Raw genomic sequence first — 18,398 nt, 5'->3', positions numbered from 1 at the left:
GATAAAAATCGTGAGTCCTTTTTTGCGTTTAGGGTCAACATGTTGACCCCCGGCTACTTGGGTCTACACCGAAGAAAGGGGCGCAAGCCCGAATGATCAAATTTCCAACCGTTGATTCTCTTTTCGACTACCCACACAAAACGCGCACACGCAGCCGATAGTTTTCAAAATTTCTAAACCCGTATGCCCGCCTCTGGATAAGTTTCATCTTTCGATGAAATCCTTCAGTTGTTCCGTTGTTTTTACTGTAGCGAAACATCCGGGCCACCTCCTCTTTCCAGTTGCTCAAAGTTTTACCCAACGTCCGAAGTGGAGCAAAAGGACTTTGCTGAAGTTGCTTTATTTTATCAAGCAATTCGAAAATGTATTTTTTACAGCTACGACCATTTTGCGCCCTGATCCGCAGAAGATCGTTTAGTTCATGGCAGAAATGGTAAAGGCTTTCTATTGCCGGTTGAGCCTTAAAATATTGAGACAAAAGATCTTTCCTTTTATCGGACAAACGGTCCTGCCGACACAGCATGGCCCGCATAATTCCACCACGCCCATAAGAAATATTTTCTTCATCAATCAGCTTGCAGGTCTTGGTAAAATGATGATTTACCAACCGGATTACGTGAAAGCGATCCGAAACAATCCGCGCATTCGGAAACCAGTTTTTAACCATATGCCGATAAGCAGAATTCATATCGATGCAAACTACTTTTACCTTACTACGTCCTTTAAGAGTCCTGAGAAAAGGGAGTAATTCAGCTGCACTGCGACCTCTGGCTATGTCAAAAATTTTGTTATTTGTAAGATCGCAAAACGTGGTTGAAAAACCGACTTTGCGAGTGAAGCGGTGCTCGTCAATTCCGAGATAACTCGGGCATTTCCAGTTGCTGCGCTGTCGAGCTTTCAGATCAATGACTTGATGGTAAAATCGCTCCACACTTGAAACGCCGATCCCGTTTTCGTTGGCGATGGTCTTGTTACACGAACCGTTGTTGTACTGCCGAAAAACTTCTCGTTTCAGGACTTCAGTTGATCGACTCCATTTTTTTACACCTTCCATACGGGTGTTGAAATATCGACCGCAATCCTTACAGTGATGCTTATGACATTTCACCCGAAGAATCGATGCTCGTCCATTGTGCGGGATGCTCTTGATGAACCGCGTAAACGTATCCTTGATGCGAAAAGAAGAACTTCGACATCGTGGACAAACGGGCTTGCCTGTCCACTCCACTCCAAGAATTATCGGAAAATATGACACTACATTTTTGATTGCAAAATCGGAAAGACCGATTAAAATCCGATCCATAAATTGACCTCTTTTCTTTGGTAGGAAATTTGATCAATTTATAGGGCATATCGAGTCGGTTCGGTATGCCTTTCTTTTATCGGATTATTCTATCGCCCCTGTCTTTGAGGTAGAGCCAGTTATCGCTATCTGGAAAACGGACAGCTTTGCGGAGTGCAGCCTTCTGACGGCAGAGAGGTTGAATACCGCTTTGATGAAAACGGATTCCGTGCCGAGAAGCTCATCGATGCCAAGCTTGTTCAGCGCTTTCAATGGAATGGTCTGATAACCTTATCTGCGGTTGAGGATAAATCCGGGGTAACCCGTTTTAGTTATAATGAGGGTGGTGACGTTGTCGCTATGGTCCGCAACGGTCAGAAGCTGCTGGCAACCGACCAGTTGGGCAGCATCTTTACTGTTGCCGATTTGGCGGGAAACAGTGTACAAGACATTCTATATGATTCTTTCGTAATGATGATACAGAACAGCCATTCCGAACTCGCGCTCCCGCTCGGTTTTGCCGGAGGACTGTATGATTCCGATACCGGGCTGATCCATTTCGGCTACCGTGAATATGATCCGGCCATTGGTAAATTCATTTCTCCTGATCCCTTGGGTTATGCTGGCGGTGATGTGGATCTGTATGGTTACTGCGGAGATGATCCGATTAACTTTGTGGATCGGTTGGGGCTGAGTGACACCAGTGAGACAAGTGGTGAGGACAAGGACGAAGGAACTGATCCTGAAAAAGAAGACAAAAATTTCTTTTGGACGGTAACTCCCAAAAAAAATGCCTGCGAAAAATGTCAGGCACTCAAAGGAAAGACTTTTAAGAAGAAACCTAAAAGACCGCACCCTAACTGTAAGTGCGAGATCAAGAGACACCTTAAAGGCGTCAACATTATGGGTATTCTTCAAGGCCAAGGCAGCAGCGATAATCATAAATTCTTTGCCGGACAGAAGATTGTTGTTGAGGTGAGGAACCTCGGTCCCTTTGCCGCTGGAGCTTGGATACAGGTTGACGGCGATGGATCGAAAAACACCGGGCATTTGGCACCAGGAATGTCGGAATCCTTTGAATTTACAAACTTCTGCGAGATACCGGTACCATGGGGAGTGTCGATAACGTGCGATGGAGCCGATAACTGCAGTATTGTTTATTACATAAGAGGTTAAATGAAATTCGCAACATTCTTTCTACTCATCGCATTGTTCATACCAACGAATAGCTGGGCACAATCGATATTGCCGCTCTCTTGCGATGATGTAATCAAAATCCAAGTATGGCGCTTTCGTGGAAAACTTTCGAACTATCCGAGCAAAGAGGGTTATCACTTTTTAATCATAACCTGGCTGACGAAGGAGGCTCAGACACGCACGGCTCAAGTATATGAGACGACTGAAGCGACTCTCACTAAGGTCGATAGTCGCATGTGTGACATTAGACATGTGCAAATCAAGGCACAGGGAAAACTCATACAAAGTGATGCTCCCGGCTGGGATAACTTCCGTGGTGACGTAGCGGTCATTATAAACAAGAAAACCAAGGAAGAGGCCTTTGAAGCTGCTCGGCTGATCTGCCCAAGCAAAGCACCAACGGTCATGCTTACAGGTGGAAATTGACTCCCGGTTGAAAGAAATCAAGAAGCCCCGGCAGTACTTGCTGTGGGGCTTCCACCCCACGAGCCCCAGAATCACCCTCAAAAAACAGGGTCAACCGGGACGGTCAACCGGATGGTCAACATTTTTCAAAGATCTTATAGTGAACTTGTGTGGTTTTACAGTGATCTGTAAATACTTTGCTGACTGCTTGCCTTGCTGGCAATCTATACCACACATATTTTGAGTAAATTAGTTCAAAATATCCAAACTCCCGGGAGACTGGCGTTGAATTTTATTCTTCAACCAAAGTAGACGTAAGTTTGTTTGAACCTGGCGCTAAGCTCTCCGTATAAATTATACCTAGCCCCGAAGCCACTACATATAACTCCTCATAATGCAAATCTTTAAGATCAAACGAATATTTCACATGTACAAGTTTGCGTAACTTGCCCAGAACTACTTTTTCCTCTTCTTTCACAATAGCATAGTCAGCTTTGACATCTCCTTCCGTTGTCCAAATATACTGACTCCATTCCCTATTGTTTAAGTTAAGGATAATGTTTTCGTTGCTTTTACCTTTGTTAAAAATCAATTTTCCATTCTCAGCAGTGAGGCTGTAGCGATACATCGTCTCTTCCGGGGCATCATCCCAGTAGTAAGCTCCTTCTGGAAGCTTCGTCTTGCTTCTTTCTTCAGCTGATGATTTTTTTTTGGGCTTTGGAAGCTTTGTCCACTCTTCGATAACATAGCTTCCGTCATCATTGATCTTTGTACATATCCGCCTTGTTATTGTTCCAAAATCACTTGCTTTAATTTTTATATTTTCTCCCGGAGAAGGTCCTAAAAACATGTCTGCTTCAGAATATGCACAAACAGACTGCCCCCCAAAAACAATAAATATAATTGAAATAAAAAAACTACTTAACAGGAATTTCAATTTTTCCTCCCGTTCTTGGATGAAAGGTCCATGCCCTATCTCCCATTTCATAATTTGTATTTCCAGTTCCTCACCTGTTCTGCGGTCAACGATCTTCCAAAGATTTTCAATCTGCAACTGTGCAGGTTCGTTTTCACCGTACAATACCAGCCCGGTTGTGAGTTCACTGCGGGGTCTAAGTTCCATCCGGTAGTTGGCGAAATATTTAATTCTTTCCTCCAGTCTTTATAGTTGTGGGGGAACGCTCTGAATCACTATGACTCAAAACAATTCTATCCCTTCAACTTCTAAATTAACTGGCAAAGCGGACATAGTTTAGGTAACTCAGGTCCGCCTTTAAGAAAATAATAAACTTTTTTAAAATTGACTCACGACCACTCCACGAGCCCCAGAATCATCTCCAAAAAACAGGGGCAACCGGGACGGTCAACCGATGGTCAACCAATGAGTATAACACCCCAATAACATCACTGTAAATTTTGCCCCCCAAGAAATAAAGAGCAATTAGTCTTAACTTTTAAAAGCGTTACCTTGTGCTTGACACGCAAGGGGTCAGCAGTTCAAATCTGCTCGTGCCTACCAGAGAATTAGAAAGGACTTACGATGAAAATCGTGAGTCCTTTTTGGCATTTAGGGTCAACACAAGGTCAACATTTTTCAAAGATCTTATAGTGAACTTGTGTGGTTTTACAGTGATCTGTAAATACTTTGCTGACTGCTTGCCTTGTTGGCAATCTATACCACACATATTTTGAGTAAATTAGTTCAAAATATCCAAACTCCGGGGAGACTGGCTTTAAATTTACTCTTCGACCAGTGTGGATGAAATCTCATTTGGACCGGGTGTCAAATTCCTCCTTTGAATGATCCCTATCCCTGAAGCCATCACGTACAACTCCTTGCAATTCATTCCATCAATTTCATAGGCTAATTCTACATGAACAAGTTCACGCCTTTTTCCACGTACAACCTTCTGCTCTCTGTCAACAATTCTGTATTCAAGTAAAATTTTACCCTTGGATGATTTCCCATACTCAACCCAAGGCTTCCCACTCAAATCCAAAAAAACAGCACTTTCATTGTTAAAAGTCAGGCTTTTAAGCACTAGTTTATTGCCTTCAGCTCGAAGAGTATAATCATTCTCCAATTCTTTTGCACCTCTTATGATATTAACAGCCTCTTCTGGAATATTGTTCTTTTCAATTTCTTCCTGTGTCAATTCATGCGGTACCATTCGTGTCCTTTCATGAATGGTATATACCCCATCTTCTGAAATGGATGCACAGGTTCGTTTGATGATACTTCCATCACCATAATTTTTAAGAACTACAGTCTCACCTAAAGATGGACCGAGAAACATTTCAGGTTTGAGATCAGAACAATCAGGCCCGACTTGGCATGCTGGGAAAAGACACACTCCAGCCAGCAGTAGACTTTTAATTAATCTCAAACCAACGGGTTTCACCTGTCCATGGATTATGCGTCCAACCACGATCACCTGTTTCAATTCCATACCCCGTATTAATTACGTACGCTTTCGAATACCTATATACATCTTTCCTCTTCACACGAGATTCTATAGCTTCGGAATCTCCTTTTCTATATTTTCCGCACGATACAAAATGTCGTTTTATCCTTTGCTCTTCTGCTCTATAATATTTTCTCCACTTAACATCTGGAACAGGCATCCCCTTTATAATTATTGGAGAAAACATAGTTATGTTAATAGTTTCTAATTCTCTTGCATCTTCCCATTCCGTAAATTCATCCCACTCAGTACACTCAACCAGCTGACACTTGCAATTCGGATGCGGGCGTTCCATCGTTGGGGTTTCCGACACCTTACCATCCAATCTTTTGCACGCCTCACAGGCCCCTTCATTAGCCTTCCAGATGTACCATTTCTGAACATTATACCTACGGGGAGGAAATGGAATAGGCCCCACCCCTCCAGCCTCCAACCCCATTGCATCCTTAAAATTAATCGGATCATCCAGACAATACCCGTAAACATCCACATCACCGCCACCATATCCAAGCGGGTCTTGGGCAGTAAAACGCCCAATCTCAGGATCATATTCCCGGAAACCGAAATGAACCAACCCGGTATCTGTATCAGTAAGCCCGGATGCAAAACCCAGCGGCATATAAAAATGTTTATTTGTATCTACTAGTATATTCCCAAACGAATCATAGATAATTCGCTTTATCTCATTTCCTTGATCATCAGCAACCATAAAAACCGACTTTCGGCTCTTTCAGTTCCTCACCTGTTCTGCGGTCAACGATCTTCCAAAGATTTTCAATCTGCATCTGTGCAGGTTCGTTTTCACCGTACAGTACGAGTCCGGTTGTCAGTTCACTGCGGGGTCTAAGTTCCATCCGGTAGTTGTCGAAATATTTCATTCTTTCCTCCAGTCTTTAAAGTTGTGGGGAAACGCTCTGAATCACTATGACTCAAAACAATTCTATCCCTTCAACTTCTAAATTAACTGGCAAAGCGGACATAGTTTGGGTAAATCAAGTCCGCCTTTAAGAAAAAAATAAACTTTTTTAAAATTGACTCACGACCACTCCACGAGCCCCAGAATCATCCCCAAAAGATAGGGGCAACCGGGACGGTCAACCGATGGTCAACCAATGCCTATCCCCCCTATAACATCACTGAAAAATGTTGACCCTCAAGAAAAAATAGACCAAGAACTCCAAACTATTAAGACTGTTACCCTGTGCTTTTTCGGAGGGTCAACACAAGGGTCAACATTTTTCGGAGATCTTATGTGATTATATGTGGTTTTACAGTGATCCGTAAAAGCTTCCCTGACCGCTTGCCTTACTGGCAAGCGGTAGCCCACATATTTTAGTCAAAATTACGATCAAAAAAAGCCAGCCTCCGGGGAGACTGGCTTTAAATTTACTCTTCGATCAGTGTGGACGTAAGCTTGTTTGAACCGGGAGCTAAACTCTCCGTATAAATGATACCCAGACCAGAAGCCACTACGTACAACTCCTCACAGTGCATCCCTGCAAGATCAAAAGAGTATTTAACGTGTACAAGTTTGCGTAACTTGCCCAGAATTACTTTTTCCTTTTCCTTAACAATAGCAAAGTCAGCCTTTACCTTCCCTGATGAAGACCAAATATACTGGCTCCACTTCTTGTTTATTAAATCAAGGTAGATGATTTCATCGTTCTTGCCCTTGTTGAAAATAATTTTTCCGTTTTCAGCAGTGAGGGTATAACGGTACATAGTTTCTTCAGGAGGATCTTCCCAGTAGTGAACACCTTCAAGCAATTCTGTTTTCACTCTTTCTTCTGCTGTATTTTCATTTACCTTGGGGAGTTTGGTCCACTCCTCTATTTCATAACTCCCATCAGCATTTATTTTTGTACAAATTCGTCTTGTTACAATCCCAAAAGAATTTGTTTTCATTTTTATTATTTCTCCTTGTGCGGGACCTAAAAAAAGTTCCGCAGCAGTAGAGGCGTAAACACTATTGCAAATCATCACAAGGAGAAACGTCAATGTTGAAAGACTAATATATCGGAACCGTTTTCCCTGTCCCTGGATGGTGTGTCCATGCCCTATCCCCTTCTTTGTAGTTACCACCTTGGTGGATATTGAGTATTGGCGTCCTAACGGTATCATATTTGATAATTTCACGCGTTTCAGTCCTTGTAAGTAAAGTTTCTTCTAAAAAATCACACTCCCTAACTCTTTTAATCTCGCGTTTCTCCTCGACTAAATATTTTCTTCTCCACACTGCACATCCAACACCTCCGACAATAACAGCAGTCACCTGTTTATAGCCGAGCGTCTTAATCTCTCTTACAAATTCCCATTTCCGTAAATTCTCCCATACAATACACTCGATCAGCTGACACCTACAGTTGGGATGAGGGCGTTCAACCGCAGGAGAATCAAAATATTCCCCGTTCAATTTTTTACATTTATCACATGCACCATCACTCGCTTGCCATCTATAAAATTTACCCAAAACATTTCGCCTAGGTGGAATTGGCCCCACCCCGCCAGCCTCCAACCCCATTGCATCCTTAAAATTAATCGGATCATCCAGACAATACCCGTAAACATCCACATCACCGCCACCATATCCAAGCGGATCTTGGGCAGTAAAACGACCAATCTCAGGATCATATTCCCGGAAACCGAAATGAACCAACCCGGTATCTGTATCAGTAAGCCCGGATGCAAAACCCAGCGGCAGATAAAACTGCTCGTTTGTATCCACTAGCATATTTCCAAACGAATCATATATAATTCGCTTTATCTCATTTCCCTGAGCATCAGCAACCATAAAAACCGATCCGACCTGATCAACTGCCAGATAGAACTTCTTACCATCGGATGTTATAACTATCTGGCCGGTCTCTTCATCACGGATAAAGGTTATTTTATTCTTACCCGTTCCGTCAGTGATAGCTTCAAGAGTGCTGAAATCCTTCCACTTATATTTTTCAACAATCTTACCGTTTACTTTCTTAGCAGTACGCACTCCGTGCTTATCGCAAACGTATTCTATAATCCGACCATCGGGCAGTACAACCTTATGCAGCTGACCGTTGGCAAGGTATTCATATTTAGTAATACAGTTTTTCTCTTTCTTTTCAGACAGACTTCCATAAGCATTGTATGTGTATATGGTATCACCAGCCCGTAGAAGACGAAGCTTATCGTCATACTCATAATATCTGCGCTCAGAATGCAGTGTTTCAGAAACTAACCGTTCACCCTGCTCCCCGTACTGATACAGCTCAACAACACGATCACCCTGCCAGACCCTATTCAGCCTACCACCAGCATCGTATCCATATTGGAGGTGGAGATCATTCGGCTCAACCGCGAGCAACCTCTCAACTATGCGCCACTTTTCATCTCGTGCAGTAGCCAGAATGGTGAAGGGGCTATCCGCTCCGGAGACAGTAAAAGCGATGGAACCAACCTTTTCATCAGGATCAATTTCAATACCATCTTTGGCTAGTTCGTCCTGAATACTTTCTCCGGTTCCAGCTTGTACATATGGATGACGCGGATGTTGATAATGCTGATGATTGGAGCTTGTTGTGGCTGCGCTAAATTCTTCTACAGCTTTCCTTCCGTAGTCCGTTTCAGCCAGTCCGCGAACAACGGGCAGGTTTGGATTCTGTTCCATAAACTGAGCATGGATCATTCGCTTCAGTTTGGCAAAAATCGCTTTGGATTGCTCCTGCTCGTATAACTTCTGATCCCATCTACGTTTGGTCTCTGGCTTCATCATAAAAGGATAAAGTTTGTCTCCCATTGAAAATTCTGAAAAATCGACTTTCGGCTCTTTCATTTCCTCACCTGTTCTGCGGTCAACGATCTTCCAAAGATTTTCAATCTGCATCTGTGCAGGCTCTGTTTCACCGTACAATACCAGCCCGGTTGTCAGTTCACTGCGGGGTCTAAGTTCCATCCGGTAGTTGGCGAAATATTTAATTCTTTCCTCCAGTCTTTATAGTTGTGGGGGAACGCTCTGAATCACTATGACTCAAAACAATTCTATCCCTTCAACTTCTAAATTAACTGGCAAAGCGGACATAGTTTAGGTAACTCAGGTCCGCCTTTAAGAAAATAATAAACTTTTTTAAAATTGACTCACGACCACTCCACGAGCCCCAGAATCATCTCCAAAAAACAGGAGCAACCGGGACGGTCAACCGATGGTCAACCAATGCCTATAACACCCCAATAACATCACTGAAAATTTTGAACCCAAGAAAAATAGACCAATAAATTCAAATTATTAAGAGCATTACCCTGTACTTGCAACGCAAGGAGTCAGCAGTTCAAATCTGCTCGTGCCTACCAGATTATTAGAAAGGACTTACGATGAAAATCGTGAGTCCTTTTTTGCGTTTAGGGTCAACCGAACGGTCAACCATTGTTGACCCTATGTTGAAGAAAAATGATTGAGAAAATGTATGAATGGGTTTGTATGATCCGCTGATTCAGGGAAGTGATTACCAAAGTGTTAAAGCTTGTTTGAGCGAACAGTTTTTATCCCCTAATTACCCTGCTGCTTTGCACATTCTCCATCTGATTCCTCGAATTATCCCCGTCTCCCGCTACGGCAGCAAGTCCGATTTGATGTTTTATTTTCAATTGCTAAAAAGAAAGGGAGTATCATTTTCTGACGCCCCCTTCTACACTAGACTATGGGTAATCTTTTAATCTTACTTGCCAAGGGGGGGCTCGTATCACATTGTTCAAAAACTTTAAACAGTCCCTGAATTCCAAGATCTTCATACCCCAAATCCATTGCCAAAGTATAAACCCGATTGGCGAGAGCTAGTCCCGGCAGAGAAATATTCATCCGCTTTGCCTCATCCAAAGCAATTCCCATATCTTTGACAAAATGCTTAATATAAAATCCGGGATCAAAATCCTTGTCTGCTATACGCCTCCCCAATCCATTTATGCAGACAGAAGCAGCAGCACCTGTGCCGATAACATCAATTACTTCATTTAGATCCATGCCGGACTTATATGCATAGAACAAAGATTCAACCGACCCGACTATTGTGCCTGCGACCAGAATCTGATTACACATTTTAGTATGTTGCCCAGTCCCGGAAGCTCCTCGATATTGGACGTTCTCACCCATTATTTCAAAAAAGCTCTTTACCTTATCGAAAGTTTCTTCCGCGCCTCCAACCATAATAGCCAAAGTAGCATCACGGGCTCCGACATCACCTCCGGACACAGGAGCGTCAAGTGCTTCCACTCCTTTCGCTGCCGCTTCCCTGGCAATCCGCTCAGCAAGAGAAGGATCTGAAGTTGTCATATCTACGATAATTTTACCTTCAACCGCATGATCAAGAACACCATTTTGTCCCAAAATGGTCTCTTCCACATCAGAAGGATAACCGACTATGCTAAAAATGATGTCCGCGTTTTTCGCAACTTCTGCCGGAGATTCACACCACACAGCCCCTTCAGCTACGAGTCCATCAGCTTTCGACTCAGTTCGATTGTAAACAAATGTCTCGTTCCCGGCTTTGAGGAGATGCATACACATAGAAGCCCCCATGACCCCTGTTCCGATCCAGCCAACCTTATTGCTCATGTCCGTTACTCCTTTTGACAATCACCACTACAGGATGAATTCCGTCACAAAATTATCTGCCCTTCAAAACTTGCACTGCTCCACCAACATCATAACATCAGATGTTATGATGAATAAATATTGCCTCATTGAGGAATTGTCAATATGGTAAGCAAAAGAGATATGAGATGTTAACAATTCAATATTGCCCAGCTACTCAACTTTAACATAAAAGCAGAAACAATGAGACGTAACCAGCCACAACTTCAACGCAAAAGACTTTCAGACCAGATAATAGAAGAACTAATAGAACGTATTTCCAGCGGGGAGCTTCGCCCCGGAGATAAGCTACCACCAGAACCCCAGCTGATGAAACGTTTCGGTGTAGGCAGAAGCTCCATACGTGAAGCCATCGGTGCGCTTGAACTGTTGGGGATTCTGTCAGTTCGCCCGGGACAGGGAACAAAAATAACTGAAGCCACGGAGACCTCAAAGTCAATTGGCTTGTCCCTGATTACCATGGGACGGGAAAAAATCAGTGAATTAGTTGAGGCAAGGTCCGAAATAGAGCAAACCATTGCCCGACTGGCTGCCGAGCGGGCCACAGCTGCAGATCTTGCTGAGATAAAAAAACAACACAATAAGATCATCCATGCCAAAAAAAATGATCACGATCTTATTGAAGCTGATCTTGAATTTCACAGGGCTGTGGCAAACTCCTGTCACAACACAATATTTATAAGATTTTTTTCGGAATTAAATCGTCCCATGCGCCACTGGATGGAACAAAAGGCAAAACATGACTGGGGCTTCGCGAATGTTGTAGCTGAACACGAAGCAATAATTAATGCGATTGAATCTCAGGACTCCAAGGCTGCTCAATTGGCAATGGGAAAACACATTGAAGTAGCGGGAAAGAACCTAATATCCGCTATGCAGGAAATCGACATTAAAGCTCACAAAGAATAGATCATACCCTATGGTCTGGAAGCATTGCTTCCAGACCCTTAGTTTCCAACACTCTTACATATAAATTGTAAACCGAAGACTGAAATCAGATCTAATCACCCCACAAAGAATCTTAGAATTTAAGCAAATTCAATCCGACCTTCTCGCTTAATTGACGATCGGCTGAACCTTCCACGAGATCAATCCATATTTCCGCTGTAGCACTGACTGTAGCAGCATTCAGATGTCCTCCGAAAGCTTTATGCTCTATGTCGGCAAGCGTCGCGTGTAAATGTAGATAAACTTCGCCATTCATTTGTGAAATATTACCTGTCAGACACGTAATTTCGAAATATTTTTCCAAAGTCGCGGAAAAGTATTTTTTGGTTGCCGGGTTGAATAACCCGACAGTAGCTTTGTCGACTGCTCCAATCCCGGAAACAATACCAAGCCGGATATCTTCCTTTTCGCAGATAGAGGTCATACAGGCGATTATTTCTTCACCCGGATCAAGTCTGATCAATACTTTTGAACCATAGCGAAAAGACTCCATTTAAATACTCCTGAGTGTAAATGCTGTTAATTTTTGGGTTACTTTTCCATAAAATCAAACATCAGAACATCTGATGTTTGATTTTGAAAAAACAACATTTCGGAACAAAAGTCAAGCATGCTAAAAATTATTTTATAGCGAAGAATAAGCCACAACACTTTCTGAACAGCTACACTTTAAGCCAATTATGAAGAAATATTTTTTTTATATGGTTTGCTACTGGGTTAACGTCCGAGTTGGCGATATTTTTTTATACCCTTTCAGAACGAGCTTTTCCAAAGGAACTTTGGTCTAACTCCGCATATTTCTTCAATCCATATTATCTTCACCTACATGGGATACGAAACGTATTCCAAAAATTAGTGGATTTCATTTTCCGTAATGCATTTTGCCAGATTTGCTTGGCTGATGTTGGCCTGGATTTTTGAGTATTGATCTCAAAAGTATAAGCCCGCTAAATATGTCGCATGGGGAATGCTCGTGTTATTCTTTGTTCCGTATTTGATAGCCTTAAATAGTATGTAGTTATGCACTTCAAAGATTATCATGATTAATTTCATCGTATGTTTTATCTTTGGAAATATTGCTAAGTCTATTCTTTATTTAGTAACAGATTCCTATTGTGTATTAATAATCATGCCTGTAGTCCTGTCTTGTCTGATTATGAGACTATTATACAAAAAAGATTTGGGCATATTTGGGTTTTGTTCTGGGCTATTCTTTATATGAATATATTTTCCCATCTTTGGGCGTTCAAGGGAAGATATACTTACAGAATTTGGGTGGCATTTAGCTTGGGACTCTTTCGGATATTACCTTATATTCCAAGTCGCAATATTTTATCTGTTTGCAGTCGCTCCAAAGGTCTATTCTGGAGTGCGCAGTACAAGATAGAAGGTAAAACTATTTAAGATCGTCTTCCCCCACGAGCCCTGGAATCATCCCCAGAAACAGGGTCAACCGGGACGGTCAACCGATGGTCAACCAATGAGTATAACACCCCAATAACATCACTGAAAATTTTGAACCCAAGAATAATAGACCAATAAATTCAAATTATTAAGAGCATCACCCTGTACTTGAAACGCAAGGGGTCAGCAGTTCAAATCTGCTCGTGCCTACCAGATTATTAGAAAGGACTTACGATGAAAATCGTGAGTCCTTTTTTAATTTAAACACGCATAAACTGGAAAATCATAACCTTATAAATATTCAATAAATGGCAATTTATTACACTGAATAATTCAAGATCGAAGCCGCGAGTTAAATAACAGTTCACCGTTATCCCGCACAAAACTCTCCAACCGATTGAAAGTCAGCATCAAGCTCAGCCACAACATTCCCATAAATTTAAATCCAAGTAACAATTTCAAATTCAGCTTTCCCGTGTTATTCAATTTTAAAGTAGAAATCACACTTTTAAATACTTTTGAAAGATCTTCGGGGAAAACCTTGGACCTAGCAGTTAATCATTATTTCCGAATACAAAGGTAACTAAATGACAAAGACCAGCGATACTCAAAAAACACCCCCCAATGCCCGAGATAATGATTCAAGAGTCCTTACTCCCGATTTGGCTTTTCAGTTACTCAAAAGTCTCTGCGACCCCTTGCTGGTAACGGATGCCGAGACTGGAATTATCGTTGACTGCAACAAAGAAGCAGAAATCTTTTTTGATTACCCTCGAAAAAAACTTCTGGGTATGCTTCATAGTGATCTTTATTTTCATAAAGTCCCTGGAAGCATTCTACCCGTTGGTTTTCAAGCCGGCCTTGAGTCTCTTCAAGAATCTTCCAAAGTCAGGCTTTTAACATCTACCGGGCAGGTTCGTGAGGCTTCAGCAAGGTTTTTTAAAGTTAAAGACGCAGACCGTCTTGTATTCGTAGGAATATACTGCGAAATAACAGGACTTTCACACATGACTGAAGCTTTGCGGCAAACACAGCAGAGATACGAAGCCATGTTTTCCCATATATTGAGTGGTGTAGCGGTATACAAAGCCATCGATGACGGGGATGATTTCATATTTGTTGACTTCAATCCTGCGGCTGAAAAAATAACCGCCATGAAACGGGATCAGGTTTTGGGAAAACGGCTGCTGGATCTCTTTCCCAACATGGATAAATCCGGACTACCTGACGTACTTAAAAGAGTATGGACAACAGGGCAGGCAGAAGACATCCCTCCATTCTACTACAAAGACCAAATCCGAGAAGGCTGGAGAAAAAACCACATATACAAACTTCCATCAGGGGAAGTTGTCGCCCTCTTTCAGGACGTAACAGAAAGCATGGAAGCCCTAAAAGCCCTTGAAGAAAGTGAAGAACGCTTCCGGTTCATTCTAAGCGACGTGGATATGGTAGCAGTACAAGGATATGACAGCGAGCGCCGGGTTACATACTGGAACAAAGCCAGTGAGACCTTGTACGGGTACAAAGCCGAAGAAGCATTCGGACGAAAACTCGAAGATCTTATTATACCCGATGGGATGCGTGATGATGTCATTGCCGGAGTAACGGACTGGGTCAATGGAGGCAATCCCATTCCGCCCGGGGAACTGGACCTTTTGCGTAAGGACGGAACTCTGGTTCCCGTATACTCACACCATGTAATGCAGATTGCCAGCGATGGAAGAAAAACCATGTACTGCATCGATGTGGACCTCACGGAAATTCGCAAGACCTCAAACGAATTGCGTGAAGCCAAAAATCTGGCCGAAAGCGCCAATCAGGCTAAATCAGAATTTCTGGCCAACATGAGCCATGAAATCCGTACCCCCCTAAACGGAATACTGGGCATGCTTCAACTGCTCATGACAACCTCATTGGATAAAGAGCAGTCAGAATGCGTATCCAACGCAGTCAACGCCTCCAGACGTCTCACCACCCTTCTTTCAGACATTCTCGACCTGTCCCGGATCGAAGCGGGACGTATGCATATTGCTTCCGCGCCGTTGGACCTAAGAGAGCTAATGAGCCAAGTATACGACCTGTTTTATGCTACAGCCAGAAAGTCCGGCGTGGAATTTACCTGCACAGTTCACGACTCAATTCCACCACTAATGACCGGAGACGGAGTAAGGATACAACAGGTCTTAAACAACCTGGTCGGCAATGCATTCAAATTCACAAACGAAGGCAGCATCCATCTTGAAGCTTACCCCCTGCCTTCCGTAGACAGTGACAAGCAAAAAATACTGTTCTCCGTCTCGGATACCGGCATTGGTATTTCAGATGACAAACTGAACTACCTTTTCACTCCCTTCACTCAGGCTAATGCCGGATACACCAGAACACAACAGGGGGCCGGACTCGGACTATCCATCACTAAAGAACTTATCCGGCTCATGGGAGGCACTCTGGCAGTGGAAAGCGAGGCAGGAAATGGTACAGACATATACTTTTGCCTTACCTTTCCGGTTTCTGAGGTGGACAGCCCCGGCGCAAGACAGGAAATCCCCGGAGCAATGACTCTAAACGGGCTTGAAGGTCTTCGGATTCTTCTTGTGGAAGATGAGCGAATAAACCTGATAGCTGCAACTTCACTGCTAAGGAAAGCCGGAGCATCTGTCATCGGGGCAGAAAATGGAGAAAAGGCTCTGGAAATGCTGCGGGAGCACTCTGTAGATCTGATTCTCATGGACATACAAATGCCTGTTATGAATGGGATAGAAGCCTCAAAGGCCATACGCAGCGGCAAGGCCGGGCAAAAAAACATTTCAATTCCCATAATAGCTCTGACCGCCTATGCCATGACAAATGACCGGGAGACATTTATGGCGGCTGGTATGGACAGCTATGTTTCTAAACCAGTGGACATACAAGCCCTCAAGGAAGCTATTCAGAAGGTAGTAAACAACTACAATCATTTATAGTTTAAGAGAACATCCCCCCCTATTATTAGCAACACCTAGCAGCCCGGATTCACTCACTTCCAGATGGGAAGTGTTCTTCCATCACAGCAAGCAGCCCCTCTGTTTTTTCTATTTCCTCAACAAGTCCCATTGCCTTGAATCCCTCAAGAGATTCCCTTACCACACGCATCCCGTCCTCCGGATTACCGGATACGAACAGCAACTGTCCCAGAAGCTCCCCGGCAAAGGAATGCCCCCGGACATCTCCCAGTTGCTGGAAGCGGTTATAAGCCTCCATAAGCATCAGCATAGCTTCTTCCTGGTTTCCTTCCGAGACCTGAAGCTTTGCCATCATGAAAAGGGTTTCTGCACAACCTTTTGAATCACCAGCCTTCTTGAAACCTTCAAGCCTTTCTTCATATTCCATTTTCATCTCATCGGTTCTACTCATCATTATTCCTTTCTGGTCTTTATATGATTCCCTGACGCCGCCCCCCTCGGTGACAACTGTACAGCTTTTAACGCAACACTATTTACATTTGAAAAAAGAGGACTATACTTCATTTCATTGTCGCCTGCTCCGTTTTCCGGGCGACAGTTTGAGGAGGTTTACATGAAATTGAAACGCTACTTAGGTTTAATCACTCTCATCACTGTACTCGTACTACCGGCATTCGCCCAGGCTGAAAGTCTGCCCTCATTCGCGGAACTTGCCAAAAAATGCGGCCCGGCAGTTGTGAACATCAACACGGTAAAAATGGTTGAAGTTAACAACCCCATGGAAGATTTTTTCAGATTCCATGGCAACGGACGCGGTGGAAACAACCCTTTCGAGGAGTTTTTCAGGCAGTTCAACAACAGAGGTAAAGGCGGCCAGCCAAAACAGAAACGCAAGACCGGCTCCCTTGGTTCAGGTTTCATAATTTCTGCGGACGGCTTCATTGTGACCAACAACCACGTTGTCGCCTCTGCGGATGAGATTGAAGTCAAACTTCAGAATGACGGAAGAGACTACCCGGCGAAAATTATCGGGCGTGACAAGGAAACCGACCTTGCCCTGCTCAAGATAGAAACCGGAAAGAAACTGCCCTTCCTTGATTTCGCCGACTCTGAAAACGCACAGGTCGGCGAATGGGTCCTTGCGATAGGCAACCCCTTCGGTCTCGGCCATACCGTTACCAAAGGCATCATCAGCGCCAAAGGCCGTATAATCGGTGCAGGACCATTTGACAACTTCATCCAGACCGATGCCAGCATCAACCCCGGGAACTCCGGCGGACCGCTGATTGATCTTGAAGGACGTGTCATAGGCATCAATACCGCTATCATTGCCAGCGGACAGGGAATCGGCTTTGCCATCCCCAGCAGCATGGCAAAAAATATCATCACCCAGCTTAAAACCGATCATAAAGTCAGCCGCGGCTGGCTAGGTGTGACCATTCAGGATGCTGATGCGAAAACCGCAAAAGCACTCGGACTTGAGAAAAAGACCGGAGCACTTGTGAACTCAGTAAATCCGGGCGATCCCGCCGATAAAGGCGGCATGAAGGTCGGAGATGTTATCCTGAAAGTTGACGGACAGATGATTGATAATACCAACGACCTGCTGCGAACCGTGGCCGCGCTCCCTCCGGGCAAAAAGGTCACTATTGAAGTATGGCGTCAGGGAAGAAGCAAGAAGCTCAGTGTTACCCTCGGAGACCGCAACGGAAAGACAGTCGTGGCCAAAGCTGAGCAGATGTCTCCCAAGGCGGCAGAAGAAAACCTTGACGACCTTGGCCTGATCGTACGCAAAGTGGACCGCGAAGCCGAAGCACAGTCACTGGGTCTTGATAAACCTGAAGGCCTTCTGGTTATCGAAGTAGTTCAGGATTCCCCTGCCCAGGAAGCTGCAATAGCGGTCGGCGACGTAATTATGGAAGCAAACCAGCACAAGGTTGATTCCATCAAAGACCTTCAGAAGATCATCAATAATGAAGGCAAAAAACGCGGACTGGTCATGCTGCTCCTGAAACGTCAGGGCACAAACATTTTCCGCACCATTGAGCTAAAATAAAAAACTCCGAAAAGTTGTTGACTCTCAATAAAAAGGCCCCGCCCCGGATAACCGTGGCGGGGCCTCACACTGTCAC

General features: G+C 43.7%; 15 protein-coding genes. 5 read left to right on the top strand and 10 right to left on the bottom strand.

The window, feature by feature from the left end; translation table 11 throughout:
* Nucleotides 1-127: 127 nt before the first annotated feature.
* The gene (locus ACZ5PW_RS08485; RefSeq protein ID WP_464559850.1) at nt 128-1,303 is read right to left on the bottom strand and encodes an ISL3 family transposase; all 1,176 of its coding nucleotides are present in this window, start codon (nt 1,301-1,303) and stop codon (nt 128-130) included.
* Between the two features lie 153 nt (nt 1,304-1,456).
* Here ACZ5PW_RS08485 and ACZ5PW_RS08480 point away from each other — a divergent pair, with 153 nt between their 5' ends.
* Together ACZ5PW_RS08480 and ACZ5PW_RS08475 are read left to right on the top strand one after the other, a co-directional pair.
* On the top strand, nt 1,457-2,458 hold the full coding sequence (locus ACZ5PW_RS08480) for an RHS repeat domain-containing protein (protein ID WP_464559848.1): 1,002 nt from the start codon (nt 1,457-1,459) through the stop codon (nt 2,456-2,458).
* Entirely contained in the window at nt 2,459-2,905 is a 447-nt protein-coding gene (locus tag ACZ5PW_RS08475) for a hypothetical protein (RefSeq protein ID WP_464559846.1), read from the top strand.
* A gap of 271 nt (nt 2,906-3,176) precedes the next feature.
* Here ACZ5PW_RS08475 and ACZ5PW_RS08470 read toward each other — a convergent pair whose 3' ends face one another.
* The 7 genes from ACZ5PW_RS08470 to ACZ5PW_RS08440 form a co-directional block, all read right to left on the bottom strand.
* Nucleotides 3,177-4,007 (bottom strand): hypothetical protein, encoded by an 831-nt coding sequence (locus ACZ5PW_RS08470; protein WP_464559844.1) that lies wholly within the window; start codon nt 4,005-4,007, stop codon nt 3,177-3,179.
* Nucleotides 4,008-4,623: 616 nt separating this feature from the next.
* Complete coding sequence (locus ACZ5PW_RS08465) at nt 4,624-5,271, bottom strand: hypothetical protein (RefSeq protein WP_464559842.1); 648 nt, start codon at nt 5,269-5,271, stop codon at nt 4,624-4,626.
* Nucleotides 5,258-6,058, bottom strand: a complete 801-nt coding sequence (locus ACZ5PW_RS08460; RefSeq protein WP_464559840.1) for an RHS repeat domain-containing protein — start codon at nt 6,056-6,058, stop codon at nt 5,258-5,260. The genes ACZ5PW_RS08465 and ACZ5PW_RS08460 overlap by 14 nt, the downstream gene beginning before the upstream one ends.
* Nucleotides 6,048-6,227 carry a hypothetical protein gene (locus ACZ5PW_RS08455; RefSeq protein WP_464559838.1) on the bottom strand — a complete coding sequence of 60 codons (180 nt, stop codon included), beginning with the start codon at nt 6,225-6,227 and terminating at the stop codon, nt 6,048-6,050. Before ACZ5PW_RS08455 ends, ACZ5PW_RS08460 begins: the two co-directional genes overlap by 11 nt.
* Before the next feature lie 508 nt (nt 6,228-6,735).
* Nucleotides 6,736-7,254 (bottom strand): hypothetical protein, encoded by a 519-nt coding sequence (locus ACZ5PW_RS08450; protein WP_464559836.1) that lies wholly within the window; start codon nt 7,252-7,254, stop codon nt 6,736-6,738.
* A gap of 103 nt (nt 7,255-7,357) precedes the next feature.
* The gene (locus ACZ5PW_RS08445) at nt 7,358-9,211 is read right to left on the bottom strand and encodes an RHS repeat-associated core domain-containing protein (protein WP_464559834.1); all 1,854 of its coding nucleotides are present in this window, start codon (nt 9,209-9,211) and stop codon (nt 7,358-7,360) included.
* Nucleotides 9,212-10,015: 804 nt separating this feature from the next.
* Complete coding sequence (locus ACZ5PW_RS08440; protein WP_464559832.1) at nt 10,016-10,933, bottom strand: NAD(P)-dependent oxidoreductase; 918 nt, start codon at nt 10,931-10,933, stop codon at nt 10,016-10,018.
* 222 nt (nt 10,934-11,155) lie between these two features.
* Between ACZ5PW_RS08440 and ACZ5PW_RS08435 the strand changes: the two genes are divergently transcribed.
* Complete coding sequence (locus tag ACZ5PW_RS08435; protein ID WP_464559830.1) at nt 11,156-11,881, top strand: FadR/GntR family transcriptional regulator; 726 nt, start codon at nt 11,156-11,158, stop codon at nt 11,879-11,881.
* 112 nt (nt 11,882-11,993) lie between these two features.
* On the opposite strand, the gene ACZ5PW_RS08430 is transcribed toward ACZ5PW_RS08435, so the two are convergent.
* A complete protein-coding gene (locus ACZ5PW_RS08430) occupies nt 11,994-12,413 on the bottom strand; it encodes a PPC domain-containing DNA-binding protein (protein ID WP_464559828.1) in 420 nt (139 codons plus the stop codon).
* 1,498 nt (nt 12,414-13,911) lie between these two features.
* Here ACZ5PW_RS08430 and ACZ5PW_RS08425 point away from each other — a divergent pair.
* On the top strand, nt 13,912-16,287 hold the full coding sequence (locus tag ACZ5PW_RS08425; protein ID WP_464559826.1) for a response regulator: 2,376 nt from the start codon (nt 13,912-13,914) through the stop codon (nt 16,285-16,287).
* A gap of 49 nt (nt 16,288-16,336) precedes the next feature.
* On the opposite strand, the gene ACZ5PW_RS08420 is transcribed toward ACZ5PW_RS08425, so the two are convergent.
* Entirely contained in the window at nt 16,337-16,717 is a 381-nt protein-coding gene (locus tag ACZ5PW_RS08420) for a hypothetical protein (protein WP_464559824.1), read from the bottom strand.
* A 162-nt stretch (nt 16,718-16,879) separates the two neighbouring features.
* Between ACZ5PW_RS08420 and ACZ5PW_RS08415 the strand changes: the two genes are divergently transcribed.
* Nucleotides 16,880-18,322 (top strand): DegQ family serine endoprotease, encoded by a 1,443-nt coding sequence (locus ACZ5PW_RS08415; protein ID WP_464559822.1) that lies wholly within the window; start codon nt 16,880-16,882, stop codon nt 18,320-18,322.
* The last annotated feature ends 76 nt before the right edge of the window (nt 18,323-18,398 follow it).

It is taken from the genome of Maridesulfovibrio salinus, assembly GCF_055394525.1.
This window is presented reverse-complemented; position numbering and strand designations above follow the sequence as displayed.

What these genes read in the sequence shown, in the direction of transcription:
- ACZ5PW_RS08440 (WP_464559832.1), bottom strand. Translation starts at nt 10,933, where the DNA reads ATGAGCAATAAGGTTGGCTGGATCGGAACAGGGGTCATGGGGGCTTCT.
- ACZ5PW_RS08445 (WP_464559834.1), bottom strand. Translation starts at nt 9,211, where the DNA reads ATGCAGATTGAAAATCTTTGGAAGATCGTTGACCGCAGAACAGGTGAG.
- ACZ5PW_RS08415 (WP_464559822.1), top strand. Translation starts at nt 16,880, where the DNA reads ATGAAATTGAAACGCTACTTAGGTTTAATCACTCTCATCACTGTACTC.
- ACZ5PW_RS08435 (WP_464559830.1), top strand. Translation starts at nt 11,156, where the DNA reads ATGAGACGTAACCAGCCACAACTTCAACGCAAAAGACTTTCAGACCAG.
- ACZ5PW_RS08420 (WP_464559824.1), bottom strand. Translation starts at nt 16,717, where the DNA reads ATGAGTAGAACCGATGAGATGAAAATGGAATATGAAGAAAGGCTTGAA.
- ACZ5PW_RS08455 (WP_464559838.1), bottom strand. Translation starts at nt 6,227, where the DNA reads ATGAAATATTTCGACAACTACCGGATGGAACTTAGACCCCGCAGTGAA.
- ACZ5PW_RS08430 (WP_464559828.1), bottom strand. Translation starts at nt 12,413, where the DNA reads ATGGAGTCTTTTCGCTATGGTTCAAAAGTATTGATCAGACTTGATCCG.
- ACZ5PW_RS08485 (WP_464559850.1), bottom strand. Translation starts at nt 1,303, where the DNA reads ATGGATCGGATTTTAATCGGTCTTTCCGATTTTGCAATCAAAAATGTA.
- ACZ5PW_RS08425 (WP_464559826.1), top strand. Translation starts at nt 13,912, where the DNA reads ATGACAAAGACCAGCGATACTCAAAAAACACCCCCCAATGCCCGAGAT.
- ACZ5PW_RS08470 (WP_464559844.1), bottom strand. Translation starts at nt 4,007, where the DNA reads ATGGAACTTAGACCCCGCAGTGAACTCACAACCGGGCTGGTATTGTAC.
- ACZ5PW_RS08460 (WP_464559840.1), bottom strand. Translation starts at nt 6,058, where the DNA reads ATGGTTGCTGATGATCAAGGAAATGAGATAAAGCGAATTATCTATGAT.
- ACZ5PW_RS08450 (WP_464559836.1), bottom strand. Translation starts at nt 7,254, where the DNA reads ATGAAAACAAATTCTTTTGGGATTGTAACAAGACGAATTTGTACAAAA.
- ACZ5PW_RS08475 (WP_464559846.1), top strand. Translation starts at nt 2,459, where the DNA reads ATGAAATTCGCAACATTCTTTCTACTCATCGCATTGTTCATACCAACG.